Source organism: Streptomyces cyanogenus, from assembly GCF_017526105.1.
GTDB lineage: Bacteria > Actinomycetota > Actinomycetes > Streptomycetales > Streptomycetaceae > Streptomyces > Streptomyces cyanogenus.
In genome coordinates this window covers 5,046,848-5,069,639 of the sequence record NZ_CP071839.1, presented here as the reverse complement: position 1 = coordinate 5,069,639, position 22,792 = coordinate 5,046,848, and the positions used below count along the sequence as shown (strand labels likewise).

The 22,792-nt window shown below is 70.2% G+C and carries 25 protein-coding genes; 6 read left to right on the top strand and 19 right to left on the bottom strand.

The window, feature by feature from the left end:
- The 7 genes from S1361_RS22840 to S1361_RS22810 form a co-directional block, all read right to left on the bottom strand.
- Nucleotides 1-660 (bottom strand): UdgX family uracil-DNA binding protein, encoded by a 660-nt coding sequence (locus S1361_RS22840; protein WP_208033661.1) that lies wholly within the window; start codon nucleotides 658-660, stop codon nucleotides 1-3.
- Between the two features lie 142 nt (nucleotides 661-802).
- A complete protein-coding gene (mqnE, locus tag S1361_RS22835; protein ID WP_208033660.1) occupies nucleotides 803-1,966 on the bottom strand; it encodes an aminofutalosine synthase MqnE in 1,164 nt (387 codons plus the stop codon).
- An 81-nt stretch (nucleotides 1,967-2,047) separates the two neighbouring features.
- Nucleotides 2,048-2,503: an Lrp/AsnC family transcriptional regulator gene (locus S1361_RS22830; RefSeq protein ID WP_208033659.1), complete on the bottom strand. Its 456-nt coding sequence runs from the start codon at nucleotides 2,501-2,503 to the stop codon at nucleotides 2,048-2,050.
- A 57-nt stretch (nucleotides 2,504-2,560) separates the two neighbouring features.
- Nucleotides 2,561-3,211 (bottom strand): UbiX family flavin prenyltransferase, encoded by a 651-nt coding sequence (locus S1361_RS22825; protein ID WP_208036726.1) that lies wholly within the window; start codon nucleotides 3,209-3,211, stop codon nucleotides 2,561-2,563.
- A 55-nt stretch (nucleotides 3,212-3,266) separates the two neighbouring features.
- Nucleotides 3,267-3,596 carry a hypothetical protein gene (locus S1361_RS22820; RefSeq protein ID WP_425087078.1) on the bottom strand — a complete coding sequence of 110 codons (330 nt, stop codon included), beginning with the start codon at nucleotides 3,594-3,596 and terminating at the stop codon, nucleotides 3,267-3,269.
- 60 nt (nucleotides 3,597-3,656) lie between these two features.
- Nucleotides 3,657-4,559: a menaquinone biosynthesis prenyltransferase MqnP gene (gene mqnP / locus S1361_RS22815; protein WP_208033657.1), complete on the bottom strand. Its 903-nt coding sequence runs from the start codon at nucleotides 4,557-4,559 to the stop codon at nucleotides 3,657-3,659.
- Nucleotides 4,556-6,007 carry a menaquinone biosynthesis decarboxylase gene (locus tag S1361_RS22810; RefSeq protein WP_208033656.1) on the bottom strand — a complete coding sequence of 484 codons (1,452 nt, stop codon included), beginning with the start codon at nucleotides 6,005-6,007 and terminating at the stop codon, nucleotides 4,556-4,558. The genes mqnP and S1361_RS22810 overlap by 4 nt, the downstream gene beginning before the upstream one ends.
- Before the next feature lie 76 nt (nucleotides 6,008-6,083).
- Here S1361_RS22810 and S1361_RS22805 point away from each other — a divergent pair, with 76 nt between their 5' ends.
- The 4 genes from S1361_RS22805 to S1361_RS22790 all read left to right on the top strand — a co-directional run bounded on the left by S1361_RS22805 (nucleotide 6,084) and on the right by S1361_RS22790 (nucleotide 8,552).
- The gene (locus S1361_RS22805) at nucleotides 6,084-6,308 is read left to right on the top strand and encodes a hypothetical protein (protein ID WP_208033655.1); all 225 of its coding nucleotides are present in this window, start codon (nucleotides 6,084-6,086) and stop codon (nucleotides 6,306-6,308) included.
- Between the two features lie 153 nt (nucleotides 6,309-6,461).
- A complete protein-coding gene (locus S1361_RS22800) occupies nucleotides 6,462-7,178 on the top strand; it encodes a DUF6232 family protein (protein ID WP_243769268.1) in 717 nt (238 codons plus the stop codon).
- Nucleotides 7,175-7,525, top strand: coding sequence for a hypothetical protein (locus S1361_RS22795; protein WP_208033654.1), 351 nt, complete (start codon nucleotides 7,175-7,177; stop codon nucleotides 7,523-7,525). The genes S1361_RS22800 and S1361_RS22795 overlap by 4 nt, the downstream gene beginning before the upstream one ends.
- 61 nt (nucleotides 7,526-7,586) lie before the next feature.
- A complete protein-coding gene (locus S1361_RS22790) occupies nucleotides 7,587-8,552 on the top strand; it encodes an isopenicillin N synthase family dioxygenase (protein WP_208033653.1) in 966 nt (321 codons plus the stop codon).
- 109 nt (nucleotides 8,553-8,661) lie between these two features.
- Here S1361_RS22790 and S1361_RS22785 read toward each other — a convergent pair whose 3' ends face one another.
- The 8 genes from S1361_RS22785 to hemL all read right to left on the bottom strand — a co-directional run bounded on the left by S1361_RS22785 (nucleotide 8,662) and on the right by hemL (nucleotide 16,861).
- The gene (locus S1361_RS22785) at nucleotides 8,662-9,069 is read right to left on the bottom strand and encodes an SRPBCC domain-containing protein (protein WP_208033652.1); all 408 of its coding nucleotides are present in this window, start codon (nucleotides 9,067-9,069) and stop codon (nucleotides 8,662-8,664) included.
- Nucleotides 9,070-9,122: 53 nt separating this feature from the next.
- On the bottom strand, nucleotides 9,123-10,205 hold the full coding sequence (ccsB, locus tag S1361_RS22780) for a c-type cytochrome biogenesis protein CcsB (RefSeq protein WP_208033651.1): 1,083 nt from the start codon (nucleotides 10,203-10,205) through the stop codon (nucleotides 9,123-9,125).
- Nucleotides 10,202-11,902 carry a cytochrome c biogenesis protein ResB gene (gene resB, locus S1361_RS22775; RefSeq protein ID WP_208033650.1) on the bottom strand — a complete coding sequence of 567 codons (1,701 nt, stop codon included), beginning with the start codon at nucleotides 11,900-11,902 and terminating at the stop codon, nucleotides 10,202-10,204. Before resB ends, ccsB begins: the two co-directional genes overlap by 4 nt.
- Nucleotides 11,903-11,905: 3 nt before the next feature.
- Nucleotides 11,906-12,685: a cytochrome c biogenesis CcdA family protein gene (locus S1361_RS22770; protein ID WP_208033649.1), complete on the bottom strand. Its 780-nt coding sequence runs from the start codon at nucleotides 12,683-12,685 to the stop codon at nucleotides 11,906-11,908.
- Between the two features lies 1 nt (nucleotide 12,686).
- A complete protein-coding gene (locus S1361_RS22765) occupies nucleotides 12,687-13,277 on the bottom strand; it encodes a TlpA family protein disulfide reductase (RefSeq protein WP_208033648.1) in 591 nt (196 codons plus the stop codon).
- Nucleotides 13,278-13,385: 108 nt separating this feature from the next.
- On the bottom strand, nucleotides 13,386-14,684 hold the full coding sequence (locus tag S1361_RS22760; protein ID WP_208033647.1) for a polysaccharide deacetylase family protein: 1,299 nt from the start codon (nucleotides 14,682-14,684) through the stop codon (nucleotides 13,386-13,388).
- 156 nt (nucleotides 14,685-14,840) lie between these two features.
- The gene (locus tag S1361_RS22755; RefSeq protein WP_208033646.1) at nucleotides 14,841-15,545 is read right to left on the bottom strand and encodes a histidine phosphatase family protein; all 705 of its coding nucleotides are present in this window, start codon (nucleotides 15,543-15,545) and stop codon (nucleotides 14,841-14,843) included.
- Nucleotides 15,542-16,861, bottom strand: coding sequence for a glutamate-1-semialdehyde 2,1-aminomutase (gene hemL, locus S1361_RS22750; RefSeq protein WP_208033645.1), 1,320 nt, complete (start codon nucleotides 16,859-16,861; stop codon nucleotides 15,542-15,544). The genes S1361_RS22755 and hemL overlap by 4 nt, the downstream gene beginning before the upstream one ends.
- Nucleotides 16,862-17,378: 517 nt before the next feature.
- Between hemL and S1361_RS22745 the strand changes: the two genes are divergently transcribed.
- Nucleotides 17,379-17,816: a hypothetical protein gene (locus tag S1361_RS22745; protein ID WP_003974483.1), complete on the top strand. Its 438-nt coding sequence runs from the start codon at nucleotides 17,379-17,381 to the stop codon at nucleotides 17,814-17,816.
- 354 nt (nucleotides 17,817-18,170) lie between these two features.
- On the opposite strand, the gene S1361_RS22740 is transcribed toward S1361_RS22745, so the two are convergent.
- From S1361_RS22740 to S1361_RS22725, 4 genes are all read right to left on the bottom strand, one after another.
- Nucleotides 18,171-18,734, bottom strand: a complete 564-nt coding sequence (locus tag S1361_RS22740; protein WP_208033644.1) for an HAD domain-containing protein — start codon at nucleotides 18,732-18,734, stop codon at nucleotides 18,171-18,173.
- 37 nt (nucleotides 18,735-18,771) lie between these two features.
- Nucleotides 18,772-19,464, bottom strand: coding sequence for a class I SAM-dependent methyltransferase (locus S1361_RS22735; RefSeq protein WP_208033643.1), 693 nt, complete (start codon nucleotides 19,462-19,464; stop codon nucleotides 18,772-18,774).
- Nucleotide 19,465: 1 nt separating this feature from the next.
- The gene (locus S1361_RS22730; protein WP_208033642.1) at nucleotides 19,466-20,377 is read right to left on the bottom strand and encodes a phosphotransferase family protein; all 912 of its coding nucleotides are present in this window, start codon (nucleotides 20,375-20,377) and stop codon (nucleotides 19,466-19,468) included.
- An 84-nt stretch (nucleotides 20,378-20,461) separates the two neighbouring features.
- Complete coding sequence (locus tag S1361_RS22725; protein WP_208033641.1) at nucleotides 20,462-21,211, bottom strand: hypothetical protein; 750 nt, start codon at nucleotides 21,209-21,211, stop codon at nucleotides 20,462-20,464.
- A gap of 224 nt (nucleotides 21,212-21,435) precedes the next feature.
- Here S1361_RS22725 and S1361_RS22720 point away from each other — a divergent pair, with 224 nt between their 5' ends.
- Entirely contained in the window at nucleotides 21,436-22,785 is a 1,350-nt protein-coding gene (locus S1361_RS22720; protein WP_208033640.1) for an NsdA family TPR-like regulatory protein, read from the top strand.
- Nucleotides 22,786-22,792 lie beyond the last annotated feature (7 nt).

Genomic DNA, 22,792 nt, shown 5'->3' with positions numbered 1-22,792 from the left:
TTACCCCAGGGCGCGTGCAGCCACCTTCAGGTCGTCCACCAGGCCCTGGTAGGCCGCCTTGCGGTCCTCGTCGTCCTGCGCGCGCAGCACCGAGGACGGGTGCACGGTCGGTACCAGCCGCTCCGGCCGGCCGTGGATCTCCCGTTCGAGTACGGTCCCGCGGACCTCACCCACCCGGAACGACGACCCCAGCAGGGCCTTGCCGGCCGTCGCGCCCAGGATCACGATCAGCTCCGGCTCCACCAGCGCCAGCTCCGCCGCCAGCCAGGGGCCGCAGGCCGTCATCTCCCTGAGGCTGGGCGCCTTGTGGATACGGCGCTTGCGGGGTTCGGCCTGGGTGAACTTGAAGTGCTTCACCGCGTTGGTCACGTAGGCCTCGGCGGGATCGATGCCGGCGTCCCCCAGCGCCCGGTCCAGGAGCTTGCCCGCCGGGCCGACGAACGGCCTGCCCTGCCGGTCCTCCTGATCGCCGGGCTGCTCCCCCACGAGCATCACGCGGGCGTCGGTGCTTCCGGCGCCGAAGACCGTGCGGGTGGCGGCGCGGTGGAGGGGGCAGCCGCGGCAGCCCGCGGCGGCTTGGCGCAGGGCCTGGAGGTCGGCGCCCTCGGGCACGAAGGGCTCCGCGGTGTACGCGTCCTCAGGCGCTCGGGTGGTCACCATGGCGCCCGAGTACCCGCCGCGGGGGTTCGAACGCCATGGCGTCCGCGGCTGCGTCGTGGCTTGTCGCGCGGTTCCCCGCCCCCCGGGGCCGGGACGCCGGCCCCGCGCTCCTCGGCCGGCCGAGTCGGGTGGGTGGGAGGAGTCAGACCCGCATCGGCTGCGGGGAGTCCCGGCGCGCCGGGTCGGGGCCCTCGTACTCGCGGATGATCTCGTACCGCGTGTTCCGCTCCACCGGGCGGAAGCCGGCGTCGCGGATCAGTTCCAGGAGGTCCTCGCGGGTCAGCTTGTTCGGCGTGCCGAAGTTGTCCGCGTCATGGGTGATCTTGTACTCGACGACCGAGCCGTCCATGTCGTCGGCGCCGTGCTGGAGGGCGAGCTGGGCGGTCTGCACGCCGTGCATGACCCAGAAGACCTTGACGTGCGGGACGTTGTCGAACAGGAGCCGGGAGACGGCGAAGGTCTTCAGGGCCTCGGCGCCGGTGGCCATCTGCGTCCGCGCCTGGAGGCGGTTGCGGATCTTGCCGTCCTTCATGTCCACGAAGTCGTGCTGGTAGCGCAGCGGGATGAAGACCTGGAAGCCGCCGGTCTCGTCCTGGAGCTCGCGCAGCCGCAGGACGTGGTCGACGCGGTGGCGGGGCTCCTCGATGTGGCCGTACAGCATGGTGCACGGGGTCTTCAGACCCTTCTCGTGCGCCAGGCGGTGGATGCGGGACCAGTCCTCCCAGTGGGTCCTGTGGTCCACGATGTGCTGCCGGACCTCCCAGTCGAAGATCTCCGCGCCACCGCCGGTCAGCGACTCCAGGCCCGCGTCGATCAGCTCGTCCAGGATCTCCGAGGCGGACAGACCGCTGATGGTCTCGAAGTGGTGGATCTCGGTGGCGGTGAACGCCTTGAGCGAGACGTCCGGCAGGGCCGCCTTCAGCTCGCGCAGGGACCGGGGGTAGTAGCGCCACGGCAGGTTCGGGTGCAGGCCGTTGACGATGTGCAGCTCGGTGAGGTTCTCCGACTCCATCGCCTTGGCGAGCTTGACGGCCTCCTCGATGCGCATCGTGTACGCGTCCTTCTCGCCCGGCTTGCGCTGGAACGAGCAGTAGGCGCAGGAGGCCGTGCACACGTTGGTCATGTTCAGGTGCCGGTTGACGTTGAAGTGGACGACGTCACCGTTCTTGCGGGTCCGCACCTCGTGGGCCAGCCCGCCGAGCCAGGCCAGGTCGTCCGACTCGTACAGCGCGATGCCGTCCTCGCGAGTCAGCCGCTCACCGGAGCGGACCTTCTCCTCCAGCTCGCGCTTGAGCCCGACGTCCATGCCAACACCTTTCTACGACAGCCCCGCCAACGTTACGCCCCCGCCGTCCGGGCGGGGGCACCCCCATACGGCGTTCCGCGCCTACACCTCTTCCGGCAGCTCCCCGACCCGGTTCTCCCACTTCGTGGACAGCACGATCGTGGTACGGGTGCGGGAGACGCCCTTGGTCCCGCTGAGCCGGCGGATGATCTTCTCCAGGCCGTCCACGTCCGCCGCCCGCACCTTGAGCATGAAGGAGTCGTCGCCGGCGATGAACCAGCAGTCCTCGATCTCCGGCAGGTCCCGCAGCCGCTGGGCGACGTCCTCGTGGTCGGCGGCGTCGGAGAGCGAGATGCCGATCAGCGCGGTGACGCCGAGGCCGAGGGAGGCCGCGTCCACCGTCGCGCGGTAACCGGTGATGACACCGGCCGCCTCCAGACGGTTGATGCGGTCGGTGACGCTGGGGCCCGACAGGCCGACGAGACGCCCCAGCTCCGCGTACGAGGCCCGGCCGTTCTCCCTCAGGGCCTGGATGAGCTGCCTGTCCACCGCGTCCATGCGATCGAAGCCTTCCGGTGAAAGTTCCTGAAGTGATGAGAGGTACTGCTGCTTGCCTTACTCGCCCGCCGTGCCGCCGCCGAGTTCACCCTTCCACCGCCGGTACAGGCCGTGCTCGACGCCGGCCGCGTCCAGGACCCGGCCGGCGACGAAGTCCACCAGGTCCTGGATGTGGGTGGCGCCCGCGTAGAAGGCGGGCGAGGCCGGCACGACCGTGGCGCCGGCGTCGTCCAGGGCGACGAGGTGGCGCAGCGTCTGCCCGTTCAGCGGTGTCTCCCGTACGGCCACGACCAGCGTCCGGCGCTCCTTCAGCGTGACGCTCGCCGCGCGCTGGAGCAGATCCTTGGACAGGCCGAGCGCCACACCGGCCACGCAGGCGGTGGAGGCGGGCACGATGAGCATGCCCTTCACCGGGTACGACCCCGAGGACGGACCGGCGGCGAGGTCGCCCGCGCTCCAGTACCGCACCCCGCTGACGTCCGCCTCGAAGGTGCCCGGCTTGCCGTCGGCGCCGCGGGCCAGCCATTCCCGCAGGTCGTCCTGCCAGTGGGCGTCCCGGAACGAGATACCCGTCTCGTCCAGCAGCGTCAGCCGCGAGGCCCGGCTGACCACCAGGTCCACCGCTTCCCCCGCCTCCAGCAGCGCCCGCAGCACCGCAGCGGCGTACGGCGTCCCGGAAGCTCCGGACACCCCCACGATCCAAGGCACCCGCTGCGTTTCTCCTGCGTTCACATCTTGAGCGTACCGGTGGGTCGGGCAGGGCTCAGGCCGGGTGGGGCGCCTTGGGGTCGACGGGGAGGGAGGCGGTGGGGACGGTCAGCTTGCCGAGGGGGGAGTCGACGGTCAGCTCGGGGCCGTAGGGGATCGTGTCCTGGCCTCGGTAGCCGTCGGGGCCTGGGTTCCACAGGGTGACGACGTGGCCCTTGAGCGGGTCCAGCACCAGGTCACCCTCGACGGTCGTCCAGAGGTTGGTGATCGTCCTCCCGTGGAAGGGCCGGACCGGGTTCATCACGATGCTGCCCTCGACAATCTCCGTGACACAGCCGGGGAACATGTCCTCCAGCTTGCTGAGCTGCGAGTGCAGGCGATCCATGCCCGAGACGGTCACGCCGGCCTCCCTGGGATCCTGCACCCGATGGCAGGCCGACCGTACTCAGACGGTCAGACCCCGGACCAGGAGATCGAGAAGCGCGCACACGAACAGGGCAATCCCGATGAAGCCGTTGACCGAGAAGAAGGCGCGGTCGAGACGGGACAGGTCGTGGGGGCGGACGATGCGGTGTTCGTAGACGAAGGCACCGGCGACGATCAGCAGGCCCAGCCAGAAGAACGCGCCGGCGTGGGTGGCCACGCCGTACCAGACGAACAGGGCCGTCGTGAGGGCGTGGCAGACCCGCGCGCCCCAGATCGCGGCCGGGACGCCGAAGCGGGCCGGGACCGACCTGACGCCGATCTCGCGGTCGGCCTCCACGTCCTGGCAGGCGTAGATCAGGTCGAAGCCGCCGATCCAGATGCCGACGGCCAGGCCCAGGACCACCGCCGTCCAGGACCACTCGCCGCTGATCGCCAGCCAGCCGCCGATCGGGCCCATGGCCTGGGCGAGGCCGAGGATGGCCTGCGGGAAGTTGGTGAAGCGCTTCCCGTAGGGGTAGACCACCATCGGGATCACCGCGACCGGGGCCAGGGCCAGGCAGAGCGGATTGAGCAGGGCGGCCGCGCCCAGGAAGACCACCACGGCGATCAGGGCGCCCGTCCAGGCGTGCCTGACCGACATCGCGCCGGTCACCAGCTCGCGGTGGGCGGTGCGCGGGTTCCGGGCGTCGATCTCGCGGTCGATGATCCGGTTGACGGCCATGGCGAAGGTGCGCAGGCCGACCATGCAGACCGTGACCAGCAGCAGGCGGCCCCAGTGGATGTTCCGGTCCCACTCGTACATCGCCGTCAGCGAGGCGATGTAGGCGAAGGGCAGCGCGAAGACCGAGTGCTCGATCATCACCAGGCGCAGGAAGGCTCTGGTGCGTCCCGGCTGGGGGATGGCGGCGGATGCCGACGTCACAGTCCGTACTCCTTCCAGCGGCGGTCCACCAGGGCCGCCGTATCCGGGTCCGACAGGACCATGTCCGGCCAGCCCCCGTCCCGGGTGTAACCCTCCTCCGGCCACTTCTTCGTCGCGTCGATGCCCGCCTTGCCACCCCAGAACTGCTGGTAGGAGGCGTGGTCCAGGTGGTCGACGGGGCCCTCCACGACCGTGAGGTCGCGGGCGTAGTCGGTGTTGCCGAGGGCCCGCCAGGCGACTTCGTGCAGATCGTGCACGTCACAGTCGGAGTCCACGACCACGATCAGCTTGGTCAGGGACATCATGTGCGCGCCCCAGATCGCGTGCATCACCTTCTGCGCGTGCTTCGGGTACTTCTTGTCGATCGAGACGATCGCGCAGTTGTGGAAGCCGCCGGCCTCCGGCAGGTGGTAGTCCACGATGTCCGGGACGATGATCTTGAGCAGCGGGAGGAAGAAGCGTTCCGTGGCGCGGCCGAGGGGGCCGTCCTCCGTGGGGGGCCTGCCGACGACGATCGACTGGAGCAGGGGGCGCCTGCGCATCGTCACGCAGTCGATCCTCAGGGCCGGGAAGGGCTCCTGCGGGGTGTAGAAGCCGGTGTGGTCGCCGAAGGGGCCCTCGGGCAGCATCTCGCCCGGCTCCAGCCAGCCCTCCAGGACCACCTCGGCGCCTGCCGGCACCTGGAGCGGGACGGTCTTGCAGTCGACCATCTCGATGCGCTTGCCGGCGAGGAACCCGGCGAAGAGGTACTCGTCGATGTCGCCGGGGAGGGGGGCGGTGGAGGCGTACGTCACGGCGGGCGGGCACCCGAAGGCGATGGCGACCGGCAGGCGTTCGCCCCTGCGCGCGGCCACCTGGTAGTGGTTCCGGCTGTCCTTGTGGATCTGCCAGTGCATGCCGATCGTGCGCTTGTCGTGGCGCTGCAGCCGGTACAGGCCCAGGTTCCGGATGCCGGTCTCGGGGTCCTTGGTGTGGGTCAGGCCCAGGTTGAAGAAGGAGCCGCCGTCCTTCGGCCAGGTGAACAGTGCCGGGAGCCGGTCGAGGTCGACGTCGTCGCCGCGCAGGACGACCTCCTGCACCGGCGCCTCCTTGACCTTCCGCGGCGGGACGTGGGTCATCGCGCCCAGCTTGCCGAAGGCCTCGCGCACGCCGACGAAGCCGTGCGGCAGCTCGGGCCGCAGCAGGCCGCCGATCTTCTCGGAGATATCGCCGTACGACTTCAGGCCCAGCGCCTTCAGCAGGCGGCGGTCGGTGCCGTACACGTTCATGGCGAGGGGCATGTCCGAGCCGCGCACGTTCTCGAAGAGGAGCGCCGGGCCGCCGGCCTTCTGCACCCGGTCGACGATCTCCCCCACTTCCAGATGTGGGTCGACCTCGGCCTTGATGCGTGTGAGGTCTCCCTCGCGCTCCAGCGCCCGCAGCAGGGAGCGAAGATCGTCATAAGCCATGTGTCCCAGTATCTGCCACCCGCTACTCTGGCCGGGTCACCAGGGTCGAATCACGGCGTGGGGAGTACGCGCGGCCATGCTCAGGTATCTGCCGTTCCTGCTGGTCATGGCGCTGTTGATCTACTCCGTCGGCTGGCTGTTCACCGGCCGGACCCGGCGCGGTCCGGCGGGCGGCTCCACTCCGGCCGAGTGGCACCGCAACGCCGCCGCGGGCTGGGTCGCCCCGGACGACAATCCGGAGTTCCTGAAGTCCCTGGACGAGAGGTCCCGGGGCGGGGACGACGACCCCCGGCGCGACTAGCGGCCGACCGGAGCCCGATCTGCCGGGCCGGGGTGGTGAGGATCCGTCAGATTCCTTCGTGCTCCTGCCATATCGGCTTGCCACTGCCGACCCCGGGTGGGGTTAATGGTCGGCATCGAGACACGAGGGATCTTCTGACCTCTGGGGGACCACATGGAGACCGGCCAGCCGCCCGAGCGCCCGGCCCACACACCGCCTTCCGCACCGGCCGCGCCGCCGCTCGCGCCGCCGGCCGAACCGCCCTCCGGCCCGCCGCCCGAACCGGCGGCCACGGTGTACTCCGGGCCGCCCATGCCGGACGTGCCGCCGCCGGCCCGGACCGCTCCGCCGGCCACCGTGGAACTGCGGGTCAGCAAGCGGATCCTGTGGATCGGCTCAGCCGTCTACCCGCTGCACAACATCGCCCGCGTCTACACCTTCACGATGCGCCCGAAGCGCAAGGAGGCGGTACTGCGGTTCCTGCGGTACGCCGCCGGAACCCTGGTGGTCGGGTTCATCGCCATGCTGCCGGGGCTGCCCTCGCTGACGTTCGAGGGCGCCGACTCCGGCGGGGCCAGTTACGTCGCCTGGGTCTGGCTCCTGGCGCTCGCCGCGGCCGTCTACTTCTTCATCGACATGATGTCCGTCCTGACGGCCCAGCCGCACCACGTCCTCGCCGTGGAGACGTCCGGCGCCTCCACCGGCCTGGTCACCAGCCGCGACGAACGCTATCTGGACCAGCTCGTGGGCCAGATCTCGTACGCCATCGACCACCCCGACACCGAGTTCCGGGTGACGGTGGAGCGCCTCACCGTCTCGCCGAACCACTACTACTTCGGCGACAACGTCAACATGTACGGCGGCAACGGAAACGTGGGGATCTCGGGATGACCGGCAACAACTACTACTACGGCGACAACGTGAACATGTACGGCGGCCAGGGCAACCAGGGCATCGTCAGGAACCAGGTGACCCCCGGCGCCGAACCGGACCCGGCGCTGGTCGCGGCCCTCGCCGAACTGCACCGGATGATCGTCGAGTTGCGCGCCCAGGTGCCGGCCGCCAGCGCCCGGCTGCTCGACGAGTCCCTGCCCGCCCTCGGTACCGACGCCGCCGTCCCCGCGCAGGAGCGGCACCGCGCGCTGATGGCGATCGCCGGGATCGCCGCCACCGTGGGCGCGGTCGGCCAGCCGGTGGCCCAGGCCGTCCAGGCGGTCGTCGGCCTGCTGGGCGGCTAGAAACGCCCGCCGAGGGATGGAAGCATGAGAGCAGGTACCCCGGCTCCGGGAAGAGGCCAGTGTGAGTGACGCGCGCATTCCCACCGTCGATCTTCGGGTCTGGACCGAGGGGGACGCGGTGCCGCGGGCCCGGCTCGCCCGCACCGTCGACCAGGCGCTCCAGACCGCCGGGTTCCTGCTGGTCACCGGGCACGGCGTGGCACCGCAGCTGCGGGCCGGGATCCGGTCGGCCGCGCGGGAGTTCTTCCTGCTGCCCGACCGGGTCAAGCAGCGGTACGCGGCGAAGGTCGGCGGACGCGGCTGGCTCGGCCCGGGCACCGAGGCCAACGGGTACGCGGAGGGCACCCGGACCCCGCCGGACCTGAAGGAGTCGCTCACCTTCGCGACCGCCGAGCCGTTCGGGGACCCGGCCGTCGACGCCGAGTGGTACGCGCCCAACGTGTGGCCCGCCGAGGTGCCCGCGCTGCGCGGGCTGTGCGAGGAGTACCTGGGCCGGATGGCAGCGCTGGAGAAGGAGCTGCTGTCCCTGCTGGCCTGCGCGCTCGGCCTGGGCGCCGACTTCTTCGCCCGGCACATGGACCACCCGACCTACGGCTTCAACATCAACTGGTACCCGGGGACGGACGTCGTCGGTGCGCCGCAGCCGGGGCAGTTCCGGATCGGGCCGCACACCGACTTCGGGACCGTCACCATCCTCGACCGGCAGGCCGGCCGGGGCGGCCTCCAGGTGTACACCGACGCCGACGGCTGGCAGGACGCGCCGTACGACCCGGCCGCGTTCACCGTCAACATCGGGGACCTGCTGGCCCGTTGGACCGGGGACCGGTGGCGGTCGGGCCGGCACCGGGTGCTGCCGCCGCCCGTCGACGCGCCCGCCGAGGAGCTGATGTCGCTGGTCTACTTCGGCGAGTGCACCCCGGGCACGCTGGTGGAGTCCCTGCCGGCGCCGGTGGGACGGGTGGCGTACCCGCCCGTCGACTCGCACGTGTACCTCCGCGCCAAGCTGGACTCGATCACCGTGGGCTGACCTCGGCGGCGAGGACCCGGCGGCTGTACGGGGAGCGGCTGCGGGGCCGGGCCGTCCCGGTGGCCGGCAGGAGCACCTCCGCGTCTCCCGGGCGTTCCGCCGGGCCCGGCTAGGCCCGGTCCCGTTCCAGCGCCTCGATCAGGCGTTCGAACCGATCGCGCCAGCGCTGCTCGGAGTCCTCCTCGCCCTGGAACTCGTGCGTGAAGCGGAGCACGCTGCCGTCCTCCCCCTCCCGCTCCAGGTGGAACCGGATCCGGCCGGCGCCCTCCAGCGTGTACTCCGCGACCCGGTCGACGTCCCACGCGGTCACCCGCCCGCTGCCCAGGCCGCGCAGGGTGACCGCGCCGCCCAGCCGGTGTTCGAGCACCTCGGCGGCGGTGAACCAGGACGCCAGCCCCTCGGCCGTGGCCACCGCGGCCCAGACGTCCTCCATCGGCTGCGGGAGCTGCACCACGAAGTGCAGGATGTGCATGTTCCCGTGCGTCTGGCTGGTGCCCTGTGCGATGGAACCGCTCATGACACCAGCCTGCCCCCGTCCCGGGGCACCCGCATGTGGTTGCGACGCGGCGGCTACACGCCGGCGTAGGAGTGCTTGCCGCTCACGAAGATGTTGACGCCGTAGTAGTTGAACAGCCAGCAGCCGAAGGCGATCATCGCCAGGTAGGCGGCCTTGCGGCCCTTCCAGCCGGCCGTGGCCCGGGCGTGCAGGTAGCAGGCGTAGGCGATCCAGGTGATGAAGGACCAGGTCTCCTTCGGGTCCCAGTTCCAGTACCGGCCCCAGGCGTCGCCCGCCCAGATCGCGCCCGCGATGATCGTGAACGTCCACAGCGGGAAGACCGCCGCGTTGACGCGGTAGGCGAACTTGTCCAGGGACGCGGACGCGGGCAGCCGCTCCAGCACGGAGGACGCGAACCTGCCGGGCTTGCCGCCGGCCTCCAGCTTGCTCTCGTACGAGTCCTTGAACAGGTACAGGATCGTGGCGACCGCGCCGACGTAGAACACCGCGCCGCAGAAGATCGCGGTGGAGACGTGGATGTACAGCCAGTACGAGTGCAGGGCCGGCACCAGCTGGTCGCTGGCCGTGTACAGGACGGTGACCGCGAGACCCAGGTCCAGCAGGACCGTCGTGACGAGGAACAGGCCGAGCCAGCGCACGTTCTTCTTCAGGCCCAGCAGCCCGAGGTACACGCCGACGGCGACCGTGGAGAAGGTGATGTTGAACTCGTACATGTTGCCCCACGGCGCCCGCTCCACGGAGGCCGCGCGGGTGACGACGCCGCCCAGCTCCACGAGGAACGCGAGCACGGTGAGGGAGATGGCGATCCGGCCGTACAGGTCGCCCTGCTCGTCGCCGCCGTGCGCGCCCGGCCCGTCCGGCACGTCCCGCGCACCCGACGCCGAGCGGACGACGACCTTGGGCCGCTCCAGCACGGCGGTGCCGCCGGCCTGCCGCACGGTGACGGCGGGGGCGCTCGCCGTGCGCCCGCGGTCGGCGGTGAGCGCGGCGGCCGTACGGGCCACCTTGCTGCGGCTGCCGAACAGCCACTCGGCGATGTAGGCGAAGAAGGCCAGGGTGTAGACGGCCATCGACGAGTAGATCAGCGTGTTGCTGATGCTCGCGAGGTGTTCGTTGGTTGCGGCGGCGAGAGTCACTTCTCAGCCCCTTCGGCAGGTACGACTGGGGATTCGGAGGCGTCGTCGTCGGGGTCGGGGGCCCCCGGCGCCTGGTCGTAGAGGATTCCGGCGAGGTCGCCGAGCTCCTCGGGCACCTTCGCGGACTCGCTGCGGCCGAGCCCGGCCATCTCGACCACCGTGACACCGTCGGCACCGCGCACCGCGCGCACCCACACGCGGCGGCGCTGGATGAACAGGGACGCGGCCAGGCCGAGGATCGCGGCGAGGGCACCGCCGAGCGCCCAGCCGCCGCCCGGCTCCTGGACGACCTCGAAGCCGGCCCACTCCTTGATGTCCTTCTCGAAGGTGATGGATCCGGCGCCGTTCGGCAGCGTGAGCGTGTCGCCCGGCTTCAGCAGCTTCTTCAGCAGCTGGCCCTTGCCGTCCTGGAACGCCTTCATGTGCTTCTTGTCGAGCTGGTACACGCTCTGCGGGACGCCGGAGTTCACGCCGAGGTCGCCGTGGTAGGCGTTCACCGCGAGGAGCGGGTTCACCAGCGCCGGGAACTGGGAGAGCATCGTGCCGCTGCGCGCGTCGAACGTCGGCACGAAGAAGGCCTGGAAGCCGAGCTGCTCCTTGTTGCCCTTCGCGTCGCGGTAGCCGTCCATCACCTTCACCACGCCGTTGGAGGTGACGTTGCCGTCGAGCGGCAGCAGCGGTACGGCGTCGTGGTAGACGACCCTGCCCTTGCCGTCGCGGACGGTGACGACGGGGGCGTAGCCGTGGCTGACCAGGTAGACCTTGGCGTCGTCGATCTTCAGCGGCTCGTTGACCTTGACGGTGGTCGTCCGGTCCTTGCCGTACGCGCCCGCGCTGTAGCGGATCCGCGCCTCGAAGGTGCGCGGCGTGCCCTTGTTGGGCCCGGTCAGCTCGTAGGTGCCCTTGAAGTCCTTCAGGTCGAAGCTGAACGGGACCAGGTCGTCGCTCTGGAACAGGCTGCCGGACTTGAAGTCGTCGTACATGGGCAGCGCGTTGGAGAAGCCGTCGCCCTCCACCATCAGCTTGGTGCCGTCGGACTTGTACAGCTGGCCCGAGGCGAAGGCGACGAGCAGCACGATCAGGGCGATGTGGAAGACCAGGTTGCCCAGCTCGCGCAGGTAGCCCTTCTCGGCCGCCACGGCGTCATCTGCGAGGTGCGCGCGGAAGCGGCGCTTCCGCAGCAGGGCGAGCGCGGCCTCGCGGACCTGCTCCGGGTCGGCCTCGGTCCGCCACGTCGTGTACGCGGGCAGCCGGGTCAGCCGCTTGGGCGCGCCCGGCGGACGACCGCGCAGCTGGCCGGCGAACTGCCAGGTGCGCGGGACGATGCAGCCGATCAGGGAGACGAACAGCAGGATGTAGATCGCGGAGAACCACACCGAGCTGTAGACGTGGAACAGGCCGAGCTTGTCGTAGACCGGCGCCAGCGTCCTGTGCGCGGCGCGGAAGTCCTCGACCTTGCCCGCGTCCGCGCCGGTCTGCGGGATCAGCGAGCCGGGGATGGCGGCCAGCGAGAGCAGCAGGAGCAGCAGCAGCGCGACCCGCATGGAGGTCAGCTGCCGCCAGAACCAGCGCACCCAGCCGGTGACGCCGAGGGACGGGGGGGCGGAGATCTCCTCCTGCGGGGCCGTGGACAGCTGGGAGCCTGCGGCCCCGAGGTCCTCCTGGTCCCGGCCGGTGTCGGTTTCGGTCTTGCTCATCGATCAGATCCCCACAGTGAAGCCGTCGGACCAGGTCTGCATCTGCTGGATCAGACCGCTCCAGGCGCCCGTCAGCAGCAGCACACCGGTCACGATCATCATCGAGCCGCCGATGCGCATCACCCACACATAGTGGCGCTTGACCCAGGCGAAGGCACCGAGCGCCTTGCGGAAGGCGAGCGCGGTGATGACGAAAGGGACACCGAGACCGAGGCAGTAGACGACCATCAGCAGCGAGCCGCGCGCGGCGCTCGACTCCTGGAAGGAGAGGAAGTTCACCGCGGAGAGCGTCGGGCCCATGCAGGGCGTCCAGCCGACGCCGAAGAGGGCGCCGAGGACGGGGGCACCCAGCAGGCCGCCCGTCGGCCGCTTGTGGAAGCGGAACTCGCGCATGGTGAACCAGGGCAGCAGCCCCATGAAGAAGACGCCCATGACGATCATGAGCAGGCCGAGCACCCTGGACAGGGTCTCCTGGTACTCCAGCAGGTTGGAGCCGAAGTAGCCGAAGAGCGCGCCGGTGGAGACGAACACGGTGCTGAAGCCGAGCACGAACAGGGAGGCGCCGGTGATCATCCGGCCCCGTCTGGCCTCGGCGAGGTCGGTGCCTGCGACGCCCGTCACATAGGAGAGGTAGCCGGGGACCAGCGGCAGCACGCAGGGCGAGAAGAACGAGACGAGCCCGGCGAGCAGCGCGATCGGCAGGGAGACCAGCAGCGCTCCGTGCAGGACCGTCTGGTTCCGTCCCGGCCCCGTCTCCGCGGCCAGCGTCAGCAGTGCGCTCACGTCACTTCTCCGCCAGGACCGGCTCGACCATCTTCAGCAGGGTCGTGTCGTCGAGCGCCTCAAGGGCCCGTGCGGCGACCTTCCCGTGCTTGTCGATGACGAGGGTGGAGGGGATGAGCTGCGGGTTGAGCGTGCCCTTCTCGAAGCGGAGCATCAGCTTGCCCGTGGGGTCGTACAGGCTCGGGAACCCGACGCCGTGCTCCTTCTCGAAGGCGACCGCGGGGATGGTGCTGGAGTCCCGGGTGTTGACGCCGACGAACTGCACGCCCTTGCCCTGGTACTGCTGGGAGACCATGGCGAAGTACTGCGCCTCCTCCCGGCAGGGCCCGCACCACGAGCCCCAGAAGTTGAGGACGACGACCTTGCCCCTGTAGTCGGCGACGTCGAGGGCCTTGCCGTCGATGGTCTTGCCGGACAGGTCCGGGGCGGTGGCGCGCTTGCCCGCCGGCACGGTGTCGATGCCGAGCTTGCCGGTGACGAAGTTGGTGTCGCCACCGCCACCGGAGATGCCGCCCTTTCCGCACGCGGACAGGGAGAGGGCCGCGACGGCGGCCACAGCGGTGAGCAGGACGGCGCGGCTGCGGGTACTCATGTGAAAAGTTTCGCATGCCTGTTCCGGGAATCTCGCGCGCCCCCCTGCCGGGCGGAAAACCCCATTTCAGGGCGTATTTACACGGGACATTCCGGACATCGGTGGGGATCAGGCCGCATCGGAGGAGGCGGACTTCGTGCCCCGCAGGAACTCCTTCCAGCCCCCCGTCGGCTGCTGCCCCACACCGAGCGTGCGCAGCTTCGCGAGCACCTCGGGCTTCTGCACGTCCATCCAGTCCACGAACTGCCGGAAGGAGACCAGCCGTACGTCGCCGCCCTTCTCCTTCTCGCGCGCGATGTGCTTGAAGGCCTCCTCGACGGCGTCCATGTAGATGCCGCCGTTCCACTGCTCGAAGTGGTTGCCGATGAAGAACGGCGCCCGATTCGTCTCGTATGCCCGCTGGAATCCCTGGATGTAGGCCTGCGCGGACTGCTTGCGCCAGCCCGGGTAGTTGTAGGCGGGCGCCTTGGTGGAGTTCACGGACTGGTTGGCGAGCATGTTGTAGTCCATGGACAGCACCTCGAAGGAACGTCCGGGGAAAGGTATCTGCTGCAAGGGCAGGTCCCAGATCCCCAGCTTCTTGTCCGGCCACGTCTGACGGCCGCCCGGCGAGGAGGCGTCGTAGCGCCAGCCCAGCTTGCGGGCGGTGGGCAGCAGGTTGTTCTGGCCGAGCAGACAGGGCGTACGGCCGCCGACCAGTTCCTTGTCGTAGTCGAACGGCAGCGAGGGCAGGTTCGTCCACCCGGTGTTGGTCCGCCACTCCTTCACGAACGCCTTGGCCTGCCGGATCTCGCTCGCCCACTGCTGCGGGGTCCAGTTGCCGACCGTGCCGGTGCCGCCGCAGAAGTGCCCGTTGAAGTGGGTGCCGATCTCGTGGCCCTCCAGCCAGGCCCGGCGCACGTTCGTCAGCGTGGCCTTGATGTGCGGGTCGCTGAGGTAGCCGATGTCGGAGGCGCCGCGCGGGTTGTTCGGGGGCTCGTACAGCCGCTTCTTCGACTCGGGCAGCAGGTACAGCCCCGAGAGGAAGAAGGTCATGCTCGCGCCGTGCTCCTTGGCCAGGTCCAGGAAGCGCGGGAAGAGGCCGTTGCCGACCTCGCCGGCGCCGTCCCAGGAGAAGATCACGAACTGCGGCGGGGTCTGCCCCGGCTCCAGCGGCTCGGGCTTGCGCGGCTGGTGCGGCTGCTTGCCGGTGAAGGAGGTCGAGCCGTCGCCGATGGGCCGCGCGGGGCGCGCACCGCTCCCCTTCCCATCCCCGTGACCGGGCTTGCCCCGGCCGGAACCGTTCGGGTGCCCGTCGCCGTCCGAGGACGTGAGGCTTCCGCAGCCGGCGAGCGAGGCGGCGGCGGCCGCGCCCGCGCCGAGGCCGAGAACTCCCCGCCGGGAGAGGGTCCGGGAGAAGGTGCGCATGGAAATCCCCGATTCGTCGCGCCTGCTGTTCGTCACCCAGACAGAGGGCACGGCGATCGGGGAGGTTCCGCTCATTCTTATGTTTTTCGCAAGGTTTCCGGCAAAGGCACCCTAAGTCACGCCAAACGGACTGTCAGTGCACCGGAGTCCGGCCGGTCAGGCGCCGAAGGCCTTTCCCTGCGCGGTTCCCTTGCCCTTCTGGGGCTTGGCGCCGGCCCGCAGATGGACCGGGACCAGATCGATGGCGGGCTCGCTGTAGCCCACGGACACGATCTTGTCACCCAGATATGTGAAAGTCGTCAGGGAGGCGAGCGTGCACTGCCGCTTGCGCGGGTCGTGCCACAGCCGCCGCCGCTCGACGTACGACCGCACGATCCAGATCGGCAGCTGATGGCTGACCAGCACCGCCTCGTGCCCGCGCGCCCGGTCCCTGGCCGCGTTCAGCGCGCCCATCATCCGCACGACCTGGTCCACGTACGGCTCGCCCCACGACGGCCGGAACGGGTTGACGAGGTGCTTCCAGTTGTCCGGCTTGCGCAGCGCGCCGTCGCCGACGCCGAACGTCTTGCCCTGGAACACGTTCTCGGCCTCGATCAGCCGCGCGTCGGTGTCCAGGTCCAGCCCGTGCGCCTTGGCGATCGGGGTGGCCGTCTCCTGCGCCCGCTCCAGCGGGGAGGAGCACACATAGGTGACGTCCCGTGAGGCGAGGTGCTCGGCGACCCGCTCGGCCATCTGCCGGCCCAGCTCGGACAGGTGGTAGCCGGGCAGCCGCCCGTACAGGACGCCGTCCGGGTTGTCCACCTCGCCGTGCCGCATGAGGTGGACGACGGTGATGTCCTTGTTCTCGGGTGAGGTGCTCATTCCGCCGTGGCCTCCGCAGCCGCCCGGGCCGCCGCCGGAAGGGCGTCGGCGATCTTCTGAACGGCCCGCTCGTCATGGGCCGTGGACACGAACCAGGACTCGAAGGACGACGGCGGCAGGTACACGCCGTTCGCCAGCAGCGAGTGGAAGAACGCGGTGAAGCGGTACGACTCCTGCCGCTTGGCGTCCTCGTAGGTGCGCACCTGCCGGTCCGTGAAGAACACGGAGAACATGTTGGACGCGGTCTGCACCCGGTGCGCGACTCCCTCCTTCGACAGCGCCTCGCCGACGAGGGTGCGGATCTGCTCGGAGACGGCGTCGATCCTGTCGTAGGCCGCGTCGTCGAGCAGCCGCAGCTGGGCGAGACCGGCCGCGGTGGCGACGGGGTTGCCGGAGAGGGTGCCGGCCTGGTACACGGGCCCGGCGGGGGCGAGGTGCGCCATGACGTCGGCGCGACCGCCGAAGGCCGCGGCGGGGAACCCGCCGCCCATGACCTTCCCGAAGGTCATGAGGTCCGGCTTCACGCCCTCCACGCCGTACCACCCGGCGCGGCTGGTGCGGAACCCGGTCATCACCTCGTCGGAGATGAACAGGGCGCCGTTCTTCTGGCAGGCGTCCTTCAGGCCCTGGTTGAACCCGGGGTCCGGCGGCACGACGCCCATGTTCCCGGGCGACGCCTCGGTGATCACACAGGCGATCTCGCCGGGGTGCCGGTGGAAGGCCTCCTGCACGGCCTCCAGGTCGTTGTACGGCAGCACGATCGTGTCGCCGGCCTGGGCCCCGGTGACACCGGGGGTGTCCGGCAGCGCGAAGGTGGCGACACCGCTGCCGGCCGCGGCGAGCAGCGAGTCCACGTGTCCGTGGTAGCAGCCGGCGAACTTGATCACCTTGGACCGCCGGGTGAACCCGCGGGCGAGCCGGATCGCGGACATGGTCGCCTCGGTGCCGCTGCTGACGAGCCGTACCTGCTCGACGGGCTCGACCCGGGCGACGATCTCCTCGGCGAGCGCGACCTCGCCCTCGCCGGGCGTGCCGAAGGACGTACCGCGGGCGACGGCCTCCTGGACGGCGGCGATGACCTCGGGGTGGGAGTGCCCGAGGATCATGGGCCCCCAGGAGCAGACCAGGTCGACGTACTCGCGGCCGTCGGCGTCGGTGAGGTAGGCCCCCTTGCCCGACACCATGAACCGGGGCGTGCCGCCGACGGCGCGGAAGGCGCGCACCGGGGAGTTCACTCCGCCCGGGGTGACGACGGAGGCGCGGTCGAAGAGCGCCTGTGAGGCGGGCGCGTCGTAGGGATAGGGCGTTTCGCTCATGGCACTCATGACGTGCGGCTTCTCCGGCTTCTCGGACTCCGGTTGCGGGGTGACCTCCTCAGGGTAGGCCGCGGCCCGGGCGGACCGCGGTCGGCCTCGGTATCAGAGCGGCGCCATTCCTCATCTGCGAGACTGAGACCTGATACACACAGCGCATACGCACGTAATGATCAGAGGCCGGGAATTTCCCGCGCGGACTGTTGTTCCACCGTACGTTTCGGCGGGCGGCCGTGGGGGAGGTCACTGACACGATGATCGGGTTGCGTGGCGGGGGCCACGCGTCCTAGAAAAGCAGTCGGGTGGAGATATGCATCGCGGTGGCGGACTGGGCGAGGGGACTGATGACCTGGGTCCTCGACGTGCCCGGCGGGGAAGGCACCGGCGCGACGCGGAGGAAACCGAAGCACGTCAGACACAGGGTGTACCGAGTGAGCCCGAGCGGTACGACCGGCAGATCGACAGCCGGCTCGACCACCGGGCCGACCGCCTCCGGGCGGGGAGCAGGAATGGTGGTCGGGTGGGGGTGACGTACAAATACTTCGGCGCGCCGGACGGCGCGACCGCGGCCCGCGTCCCCATCTCGATGCGTCCCGAGGAACTCGGCGGCGACGAGCTGGGCATGAACGGCATGTTCACCAAGATCAAGCCGGAGACGATGGCCGCGATGGTCCTGACCGGCATCGAGGGCGTCCCCCTGCACAAGGTGCCGCCCCTGGAACTGGTCGTCCTGCACCCCGACTACGCGGTCGTCAAACTCCCCATGACGGTCGTCGACCCCCTCCGCGGCATCGGCGAGGAAGCGGTGGGCGCGGCGGCGTTCATCTGGTCGACGGTCCCGGACCGGGGCGGCCCGCGGGACGCGTTCAACGTGTACCAGCTGCTGCACGAGTGGCAGGACTTCAGCCATCGGCTGCATGAGGCGGGGCATCAGCCTTATTGCCTTGTGTGGCCCTGAGCTGCGGCTTCGTGGGGTTTGGGCGAGGTTTTCGGTCCCGCTCTCGCCCCGGCCCAGCCCGCAGCCGAGGTGAGTTCGCCGCCGGCCTGAAGCGTTTCGGCAGTCCGGCTATGACGGCGCGGACGCGCTTCAGCGACCAAGGGTGATCTTCCTCTTGGTCGCGGTCAGCAGCTCGGTGCCGCGCAGGCGCGTAGCGGAGCACGGCGCCGAGACGGTTCCGGCCACGGGGCAGCAACGCCGGTGACTCCACAACCGCCGCAAGCACGGCGGCGGTGATCACGATCCGCAACGAGCCACGCGTCGCCGGCCGTCACGGTCGGCGACGCCAATGCCGCCTCCTACGGTGCGGCCCTGCTACGCGGCTTCGGCTTCACAGGCGACGCACAAGGCATCAGCCCGTGCGACCCAGGCCAGCACCTCGACCAGGTGCTCGGCCAACAGCCCGACCTGGGGATCAGGCTGAACAAGGGCGGTCTCCTGACCGCGAGCGGTGCGCTCCCTCGCCCACTCGTGATCGAGGTCGGTGAAGTCGTCGTCGATCCAGACGGCTGGTGCATCGCCGAGCCAGGCGTCGACGTGGTCGCGTTTCCACAGGTAGCCGTTTGGGTGGCTGGTCGTGATCTGCGGACGCGGCAGGTCGACGTGAGGCAGGGGCGGGATACCGAGGAGCGGGCCGAGGAGCGTGGTGGCGTCCTGGCGCCAACTGGTGCACCAGACAGGGATGACCAGGCCGGTCCGGATCACGTGCATGAGCAGGGGGCCGTGCGCAGGATTGAGCCAGATGGTGACCGGGTTGTCGGCGGTCCGGCCGGTGGGTACCACGTCGTGGCGCGTATGGGTCTCGGGGCCGGCTCCTTCCGCGTCCGGGAAGGGGATGAAGACACCGTCGACGTCGAGAAGCAGGTAGGGCGGGCGCATCGGGTTCTCCCAGGGGGCCGGGGGCTGGGGGCTGGGGTCAGAGCTTGCGCGCGGTGATCAGCAGGGTGGTGGGCCGGAGGCCGTGACGGGCGTCGTGGAATTCCTTGGCCGAGGCGAGCCAGAGACCCGCTCGCCCGAGGTGTTCCTCCCACCGTTCGGCGTCGAACTCCCAGCGCGCGATGGGCAGGCGCGTGCGGTCGGGGAGGGTGAGGTGGTCCCGGCTCGGCCGGTCATCGGTGGAAGGGCGCCTGCCGCCCCGCTGAGGGTGGGGGACGGAGAAGGCGAGGGTGCATCCGGGTTTGAGGTGCTGGGCGATGGCCGGGAGCAGAAGCTCAGGGGCAACGAGACCGATCGCTCCGAAGACGGAGTAGATCGCGTCGAAGAGCTCGTCGGAGGCTTGCAGGTAGTGCAGGGCGTGGCCGGCGACGAAGGTCAGGTTGTTCAGCCGGCCGTAGTGCGAGCGGGCTCGGCGGACCTGAAGGCCGACGAGGTCGACGCCGGTGACGTGGGCACCGTAGCGGGTGGCGAGGTGGGCGGCGTTGTGACCGGGGCCGCAGCCGAGTTCCAGCAGTCGCTTGCGGCGCAGATCCGGTCCGAGGATCTCGGCGCCGGGTCCGCTGCCGGGCCGTGTGGTCCATGCCATCCGCGCGGGGACGGACAGGGGCTCGGCGGGGCTGGCCGTAGTGCGCTGGAGCGCGTGGACGTACCAGGGGGATGCCTGGGCGAGCACGTCAGACCTCCAGGAGGTGCAGCACGTCAGTGAGGTGTCGGCGCACGGCCTTGATGTAGGCGGGGTCGGTGGCCGGGTCGTTGATCCAGCGAACGGACTGCTCCATGAACCACTCGACGGCCCAGACGCGATGCCAGCCCAGCGCCCACTTCTCCGCCGGAAGCCCGCCACGCTCGGCGAGGGCGTCAGGGGTGCCGCCCTCGGTGACGTACGTCTCCAGGAAGACGCGCAGACGTACGGGGTCGGGGTCGTCGATGGTGCCGTGCCAGCTGGCGAGGTCGAGCAGGCCGGGGCCGGTGAAGGCGCGGGCGAAGTCCAGCAGACGCCAGCCGCGCCGGCCGATGTGGAGGCTGGTGGGGTGGAACTCGGAGTGCACCCAGCCGAACGGGCCGACCGTGGCGCCGGCCGAGCGCGCTTCGGCGGCTTGGGCGATGCGGTCGAGAGCGCCCTCGATGTCGTGGGTGTCCTCCCACCGGTCGGCCTTGCGCAGGTGGCCGAGGTGTTCCAAGGCTCGCGCCGGGAGGTCGCGCAGACCTTCGTGATCGAGGACAGGCAGGGCCGCGGCCGGGCGGGTGCGGTGCAGGACCATGGCTGTGGCGGCGCCGTCGAGGTCGTCGGCTTCGCGGATGGGAGCGCCGAGGTCTTCCAGCAGCATCCCGAGCCAGCCGTCCAGGACTGCGGAGGCGTGAACGGAAGGGACGGGGACGCCGACCGTTTTTGCCAACCGGAGTGCCTGGTCCTCCCTGTCGAAGGGCCTCCTGGCGTACTTGAAGATGGCGGTGCTGCCGTCGGTGAAGGTCAGGCGCTCGACGGCGGACATGGACCAGACGCGCACCTCCTCACGCGATGCGCAGGTCTGGTTGGCGAGGGTCAGGAGGTTGTCCAGGAGTTCGGCATTGAGGGTCGCGTCCATGAAGGGCTCTCCAGTGTGGTGGTGGCGTCCGGGGCGGGCGAGAAGTGCTGGCCCGCCCCGGAGCCGGGTGCGTGCGGTGTGCTGCTACGCGGCAGGGCTGACGCGGTGGGCGTAGACCTGCTCGATCCAGCCGGCCTTGAAGGCCGCGAGGTCGTCGCGGAAGGCGGCCATCGAAGCACCGTAGGGCGCGACGACGCCGCCGGACTGGTCCGGCACGGACTGGCAGCCGTGCACGAGCCGGCCGCCGAGGGCGGCGTGGGCCTTGATGGACTCGATGCGGCGGTGCTCGTTGAACCAGCCGCCGTGGTAGACCTCGTCCAGCATCCCGCCCATCTCGTCGTCCAGGTCGAAGACGACCGAGGTGGCGGCCGGGAAGAACCAGCACGGGCCGACGTTGGAGATGTGTCCGTCCAGCTCGACCTTGTTGAGCGCCATCAGCGTGGCTGCCTCGCGGAGCATCCGAAGGTGATCGGCGGTGATCTGCGGCAGGCCGAGGCCGGCGAGGTGCTCGTCGCGGAACAGGTAGGCGTACACCTCGTAAGCGGTGGCCAGCACGCGGGCGGCGTCCGGGGTGGACTCGCCGTGAGCCTTGATGAAGTCCAGCGCAAGCTGCTCGACCGCGCTTTCGGTCGTCTCCTCCACGTCCAGGAGCTGGGACTTGACCAGCCCCCACTCGGCGACGAGCCAGGTGTGGGACTCGAAGCGGAAGAAGTACTCGGCCGGGTCGATGGTGATGCGCCGGCCGTCGACCTGGATGCCCGGCAGTCGGCTCCAGCGCTCGTCGAACGCCTGGGGCAGCTCGACCGTGATGGCCGTGGTGTCGATGGTGGTCACCGTGTCTCCGTCTCTGATCGGCCGGGTTCGGGCACAGGCATGCCCGAACCCGGATCGGGCGTACGGAACTTCAGGGAGCCGCCCGGCCGAAGGGGGAGCCTGGTCTCGGTGTCGGACCGGGCCGGGCGGCTGATATTCAGTGAACACGCCGTCACGCACAGTGGGTACGGTGAGAGGCGGTCGAGGCGGTATACGCGGTTTACAGCTCTGGAGCGGAGGCGATCGTGGCAGCGCAGAGAGAACCCAACTCCCGCCTGCGCGAGACCATCGGAGCGATGGGCTGCACCTACGAGGCTCTGGCGAGGGATATCCGACGCATCGCCGCAGAGAACGGCGACACCCTCCAGACCAACAAGTCGGCTGTCTCCCATTGGGTGAACGGCATCCGCCAACCGACCGTCCGGACCGCCCGGTACCTTGCCGAGGCACTGTCCCGGCGAGCAGGCCGCACGGTCACCGAGACGGAGATTGGTCTCCGCGGAGGCGAGGCACCGACCGAGCAGGCGGATCCAGTCCTCGCCGCGACCGACCTGGGCCGTGCCGACGTCGAACGCCGACGCTTCCTGGCCGTGGCCGCTTTCACCGCAGCCGGCGTCGCCATGCCCCTTGCCTATGACCACGAAGCCACAGCGCGCATGCTCCGAGCCCGCACCGGCAGCTCCCTGGTCGGTGCGGAGGACGTGGACGTCGTACGCCAGATCACAGCAGCTTTCAGTGCCGCCGACGAACGTCTCGGCGGCGGCCATGGACTCACCACCGTCACCGCGTATCTCGCCGACACCGCTGCCCCCATGCTCCGCGGACGGTTCCCGAACGAAGCCTTACGCGAGGCAGCCTTCGGAGCGGTCGCAGAACTCGCCTACCTCGCAGGGTGGAAGCACCACGACCTCGGCCAGGAAGGCGCCGCCCAGCGTTACTACCAGGTTGGCTACCAACTCGCCTGCGCCGACCCGCACGGCCACGCCGCCTGGATGATGCGCGCCCTCGCCCACCAAGCCCTCAGCCTCAAGCAGCCCCACCACTGCGTCGACCTCGTCGAGGGCGCACTGATGCGCGGCCTGGGCCGCGTCGACGGCCAGACCGAGGCGCTGCTCCACATCACCCGTGCCCGCGCGTACGCCGCTGTGGGCGAGAAGCCGGCAGCGGCCCGCGCCCTGCTCGCCGCCGAAGATGCCCTCCTACGCGAAGACGGCCCACAGCCCAGTTACTCCCGCGTCAGCGGCCCGGCAGCCGGCACCGTCGCCAGCCACACCGCCCGCACCCTGACCGACCTTGCCGACCACGTCGGCACCCAGCAACAACACCGCGACGCCCTGGTGCGCTGGGATCCCGAGAAGTACAAGAGGGTCCACGCGCTCACCTACGCCGACCTCGGCGACAGTCTCGCCGCCCAAGCCCGAGCCGACGAAGCCGTCGCCGCCTGGTCCCAGGCCATGTCCCTCATGGAGGGCATGACCTCAGACCGCACCCGCAAGGCGATCACCTCACTCCGTTCCACCCTCGCCATCTACCAGCGTCGCAGAGTGCCCGGAGCTGGCGAACTCGCCCGTCGCGCACGCGAAGCACTGGCCTAAGCTGCCC

Bases quoted from the DNA above. Each gene is read 5' to 3' on its own strand.
- S1361_RS22840 (WP_208033661.1), bottom strand. From the start codon at position 660: ATGGTGACCACCCGAGCGCCTGAGGACGCGTACACCGCGGAGCCCTTC.
- mqnE (WP_208033660.1), bottom strand. From the start codon at position 1,966: ATGGACGTCGGGCTCAAGCGCGAGCTGGAGGAGAAGGTCCGCTCCGGT.
- S1361_RS22830 (WP_208033659.1), bottom strand. From the start codon at position 2,503: ATGGACGCGGTGGACAGGCAGCTCATCCAGGCCCTGAGGGAGAACGGC.
- S1361_RS22820 (WP_425087078.1), bottom strand. From the start codon at position 3,596: ATGGATCGCCTGCACTCGCAGCTCAGCAAGCTGGAGGACATGTTCCCC.
- S1361_RS22810 (WP_208033656.1), bottom strand. From the start codon at position 6,007: ATGGCTTATGACGATCTTCGCTCCCTGCTGCGGGCGCTGGAGCGCGAG.
- S1361_RS22805 (WP_208033655.1), top strand. From the start codon at position 6,084: ATGCTCAGGTATCTGCCGTTCCTGCTGGTCATGGCGCTGTTGATCTAC.
- S1361_RS22800 (WP_243769268.1), top strand. From the start codon at position 6,462: ATGGAGACCGGCCAGCCGCCCGAGCGCCCGGCCCACACACCGCCTTCC.
- S1361_RS22795 (WP_208033654.1), top strand. From the start codon at position 7,175: ATGACCGGCAACAACTACTACTACGGCGACAACGTGAACATGTACGGC.
- S1361_RS22785 (WP_208033652.1), bottom strand. From the start codon at position 9,069: ATGAGCGGTTCCATCGCACAGGGCACCAGCCAGACGCACGGGAACATG.
- resB (WP_208033650.1), bottom strand. From the start codon at position 11,902: ATGAGCAAGACCGAAACCGACACCGGCCGGGACCAGGAGGACCTCGGG.
- S1361_RS22765 (WP_208033648.1), bottom strand. From the start codon at position 13,277: ATGAGTACCCGCAGCCGCGCCGTCCTGCTCACCGCTGTGGCCGCCGTC.
- S1361_RS22760 (WP_208033647.1), bottom strand. From the start codon at position 14,684: ATGCGCACCTTCTCCCGGACCCTCTCCCGGCGGGGAGTTCTCGGCCTC.
- S1361_RS22755 (WP_208033646.1), bottom strand. From the start codon at position 15,545: ATGAGCACCTCACCCGAGAACAAGGACATCACCGTCGTCCACCTCATG.
- hemL (WP_208033645.1), bottom strand. From the start codon at position 16,861: ATGAGCGAAACGCCCTATCCCTACGACGCGCCCGCCTCACAGGCGCTC.
- S1361_RS22740 (WP_208033644.1), bottom strand. From the start codon at position 18,734: ATGCGCCCGCCCTACCTGCTTCTCGACGTCGACGGTGTCTTCATCCCC.
- S1361_RS22730 (WP_208033642.1), bottom strand. From the start codon at position 20,377: ATGGACGCGACCCTCAATGCCGAACTCCTGGACAACCTCCTGACCCTC.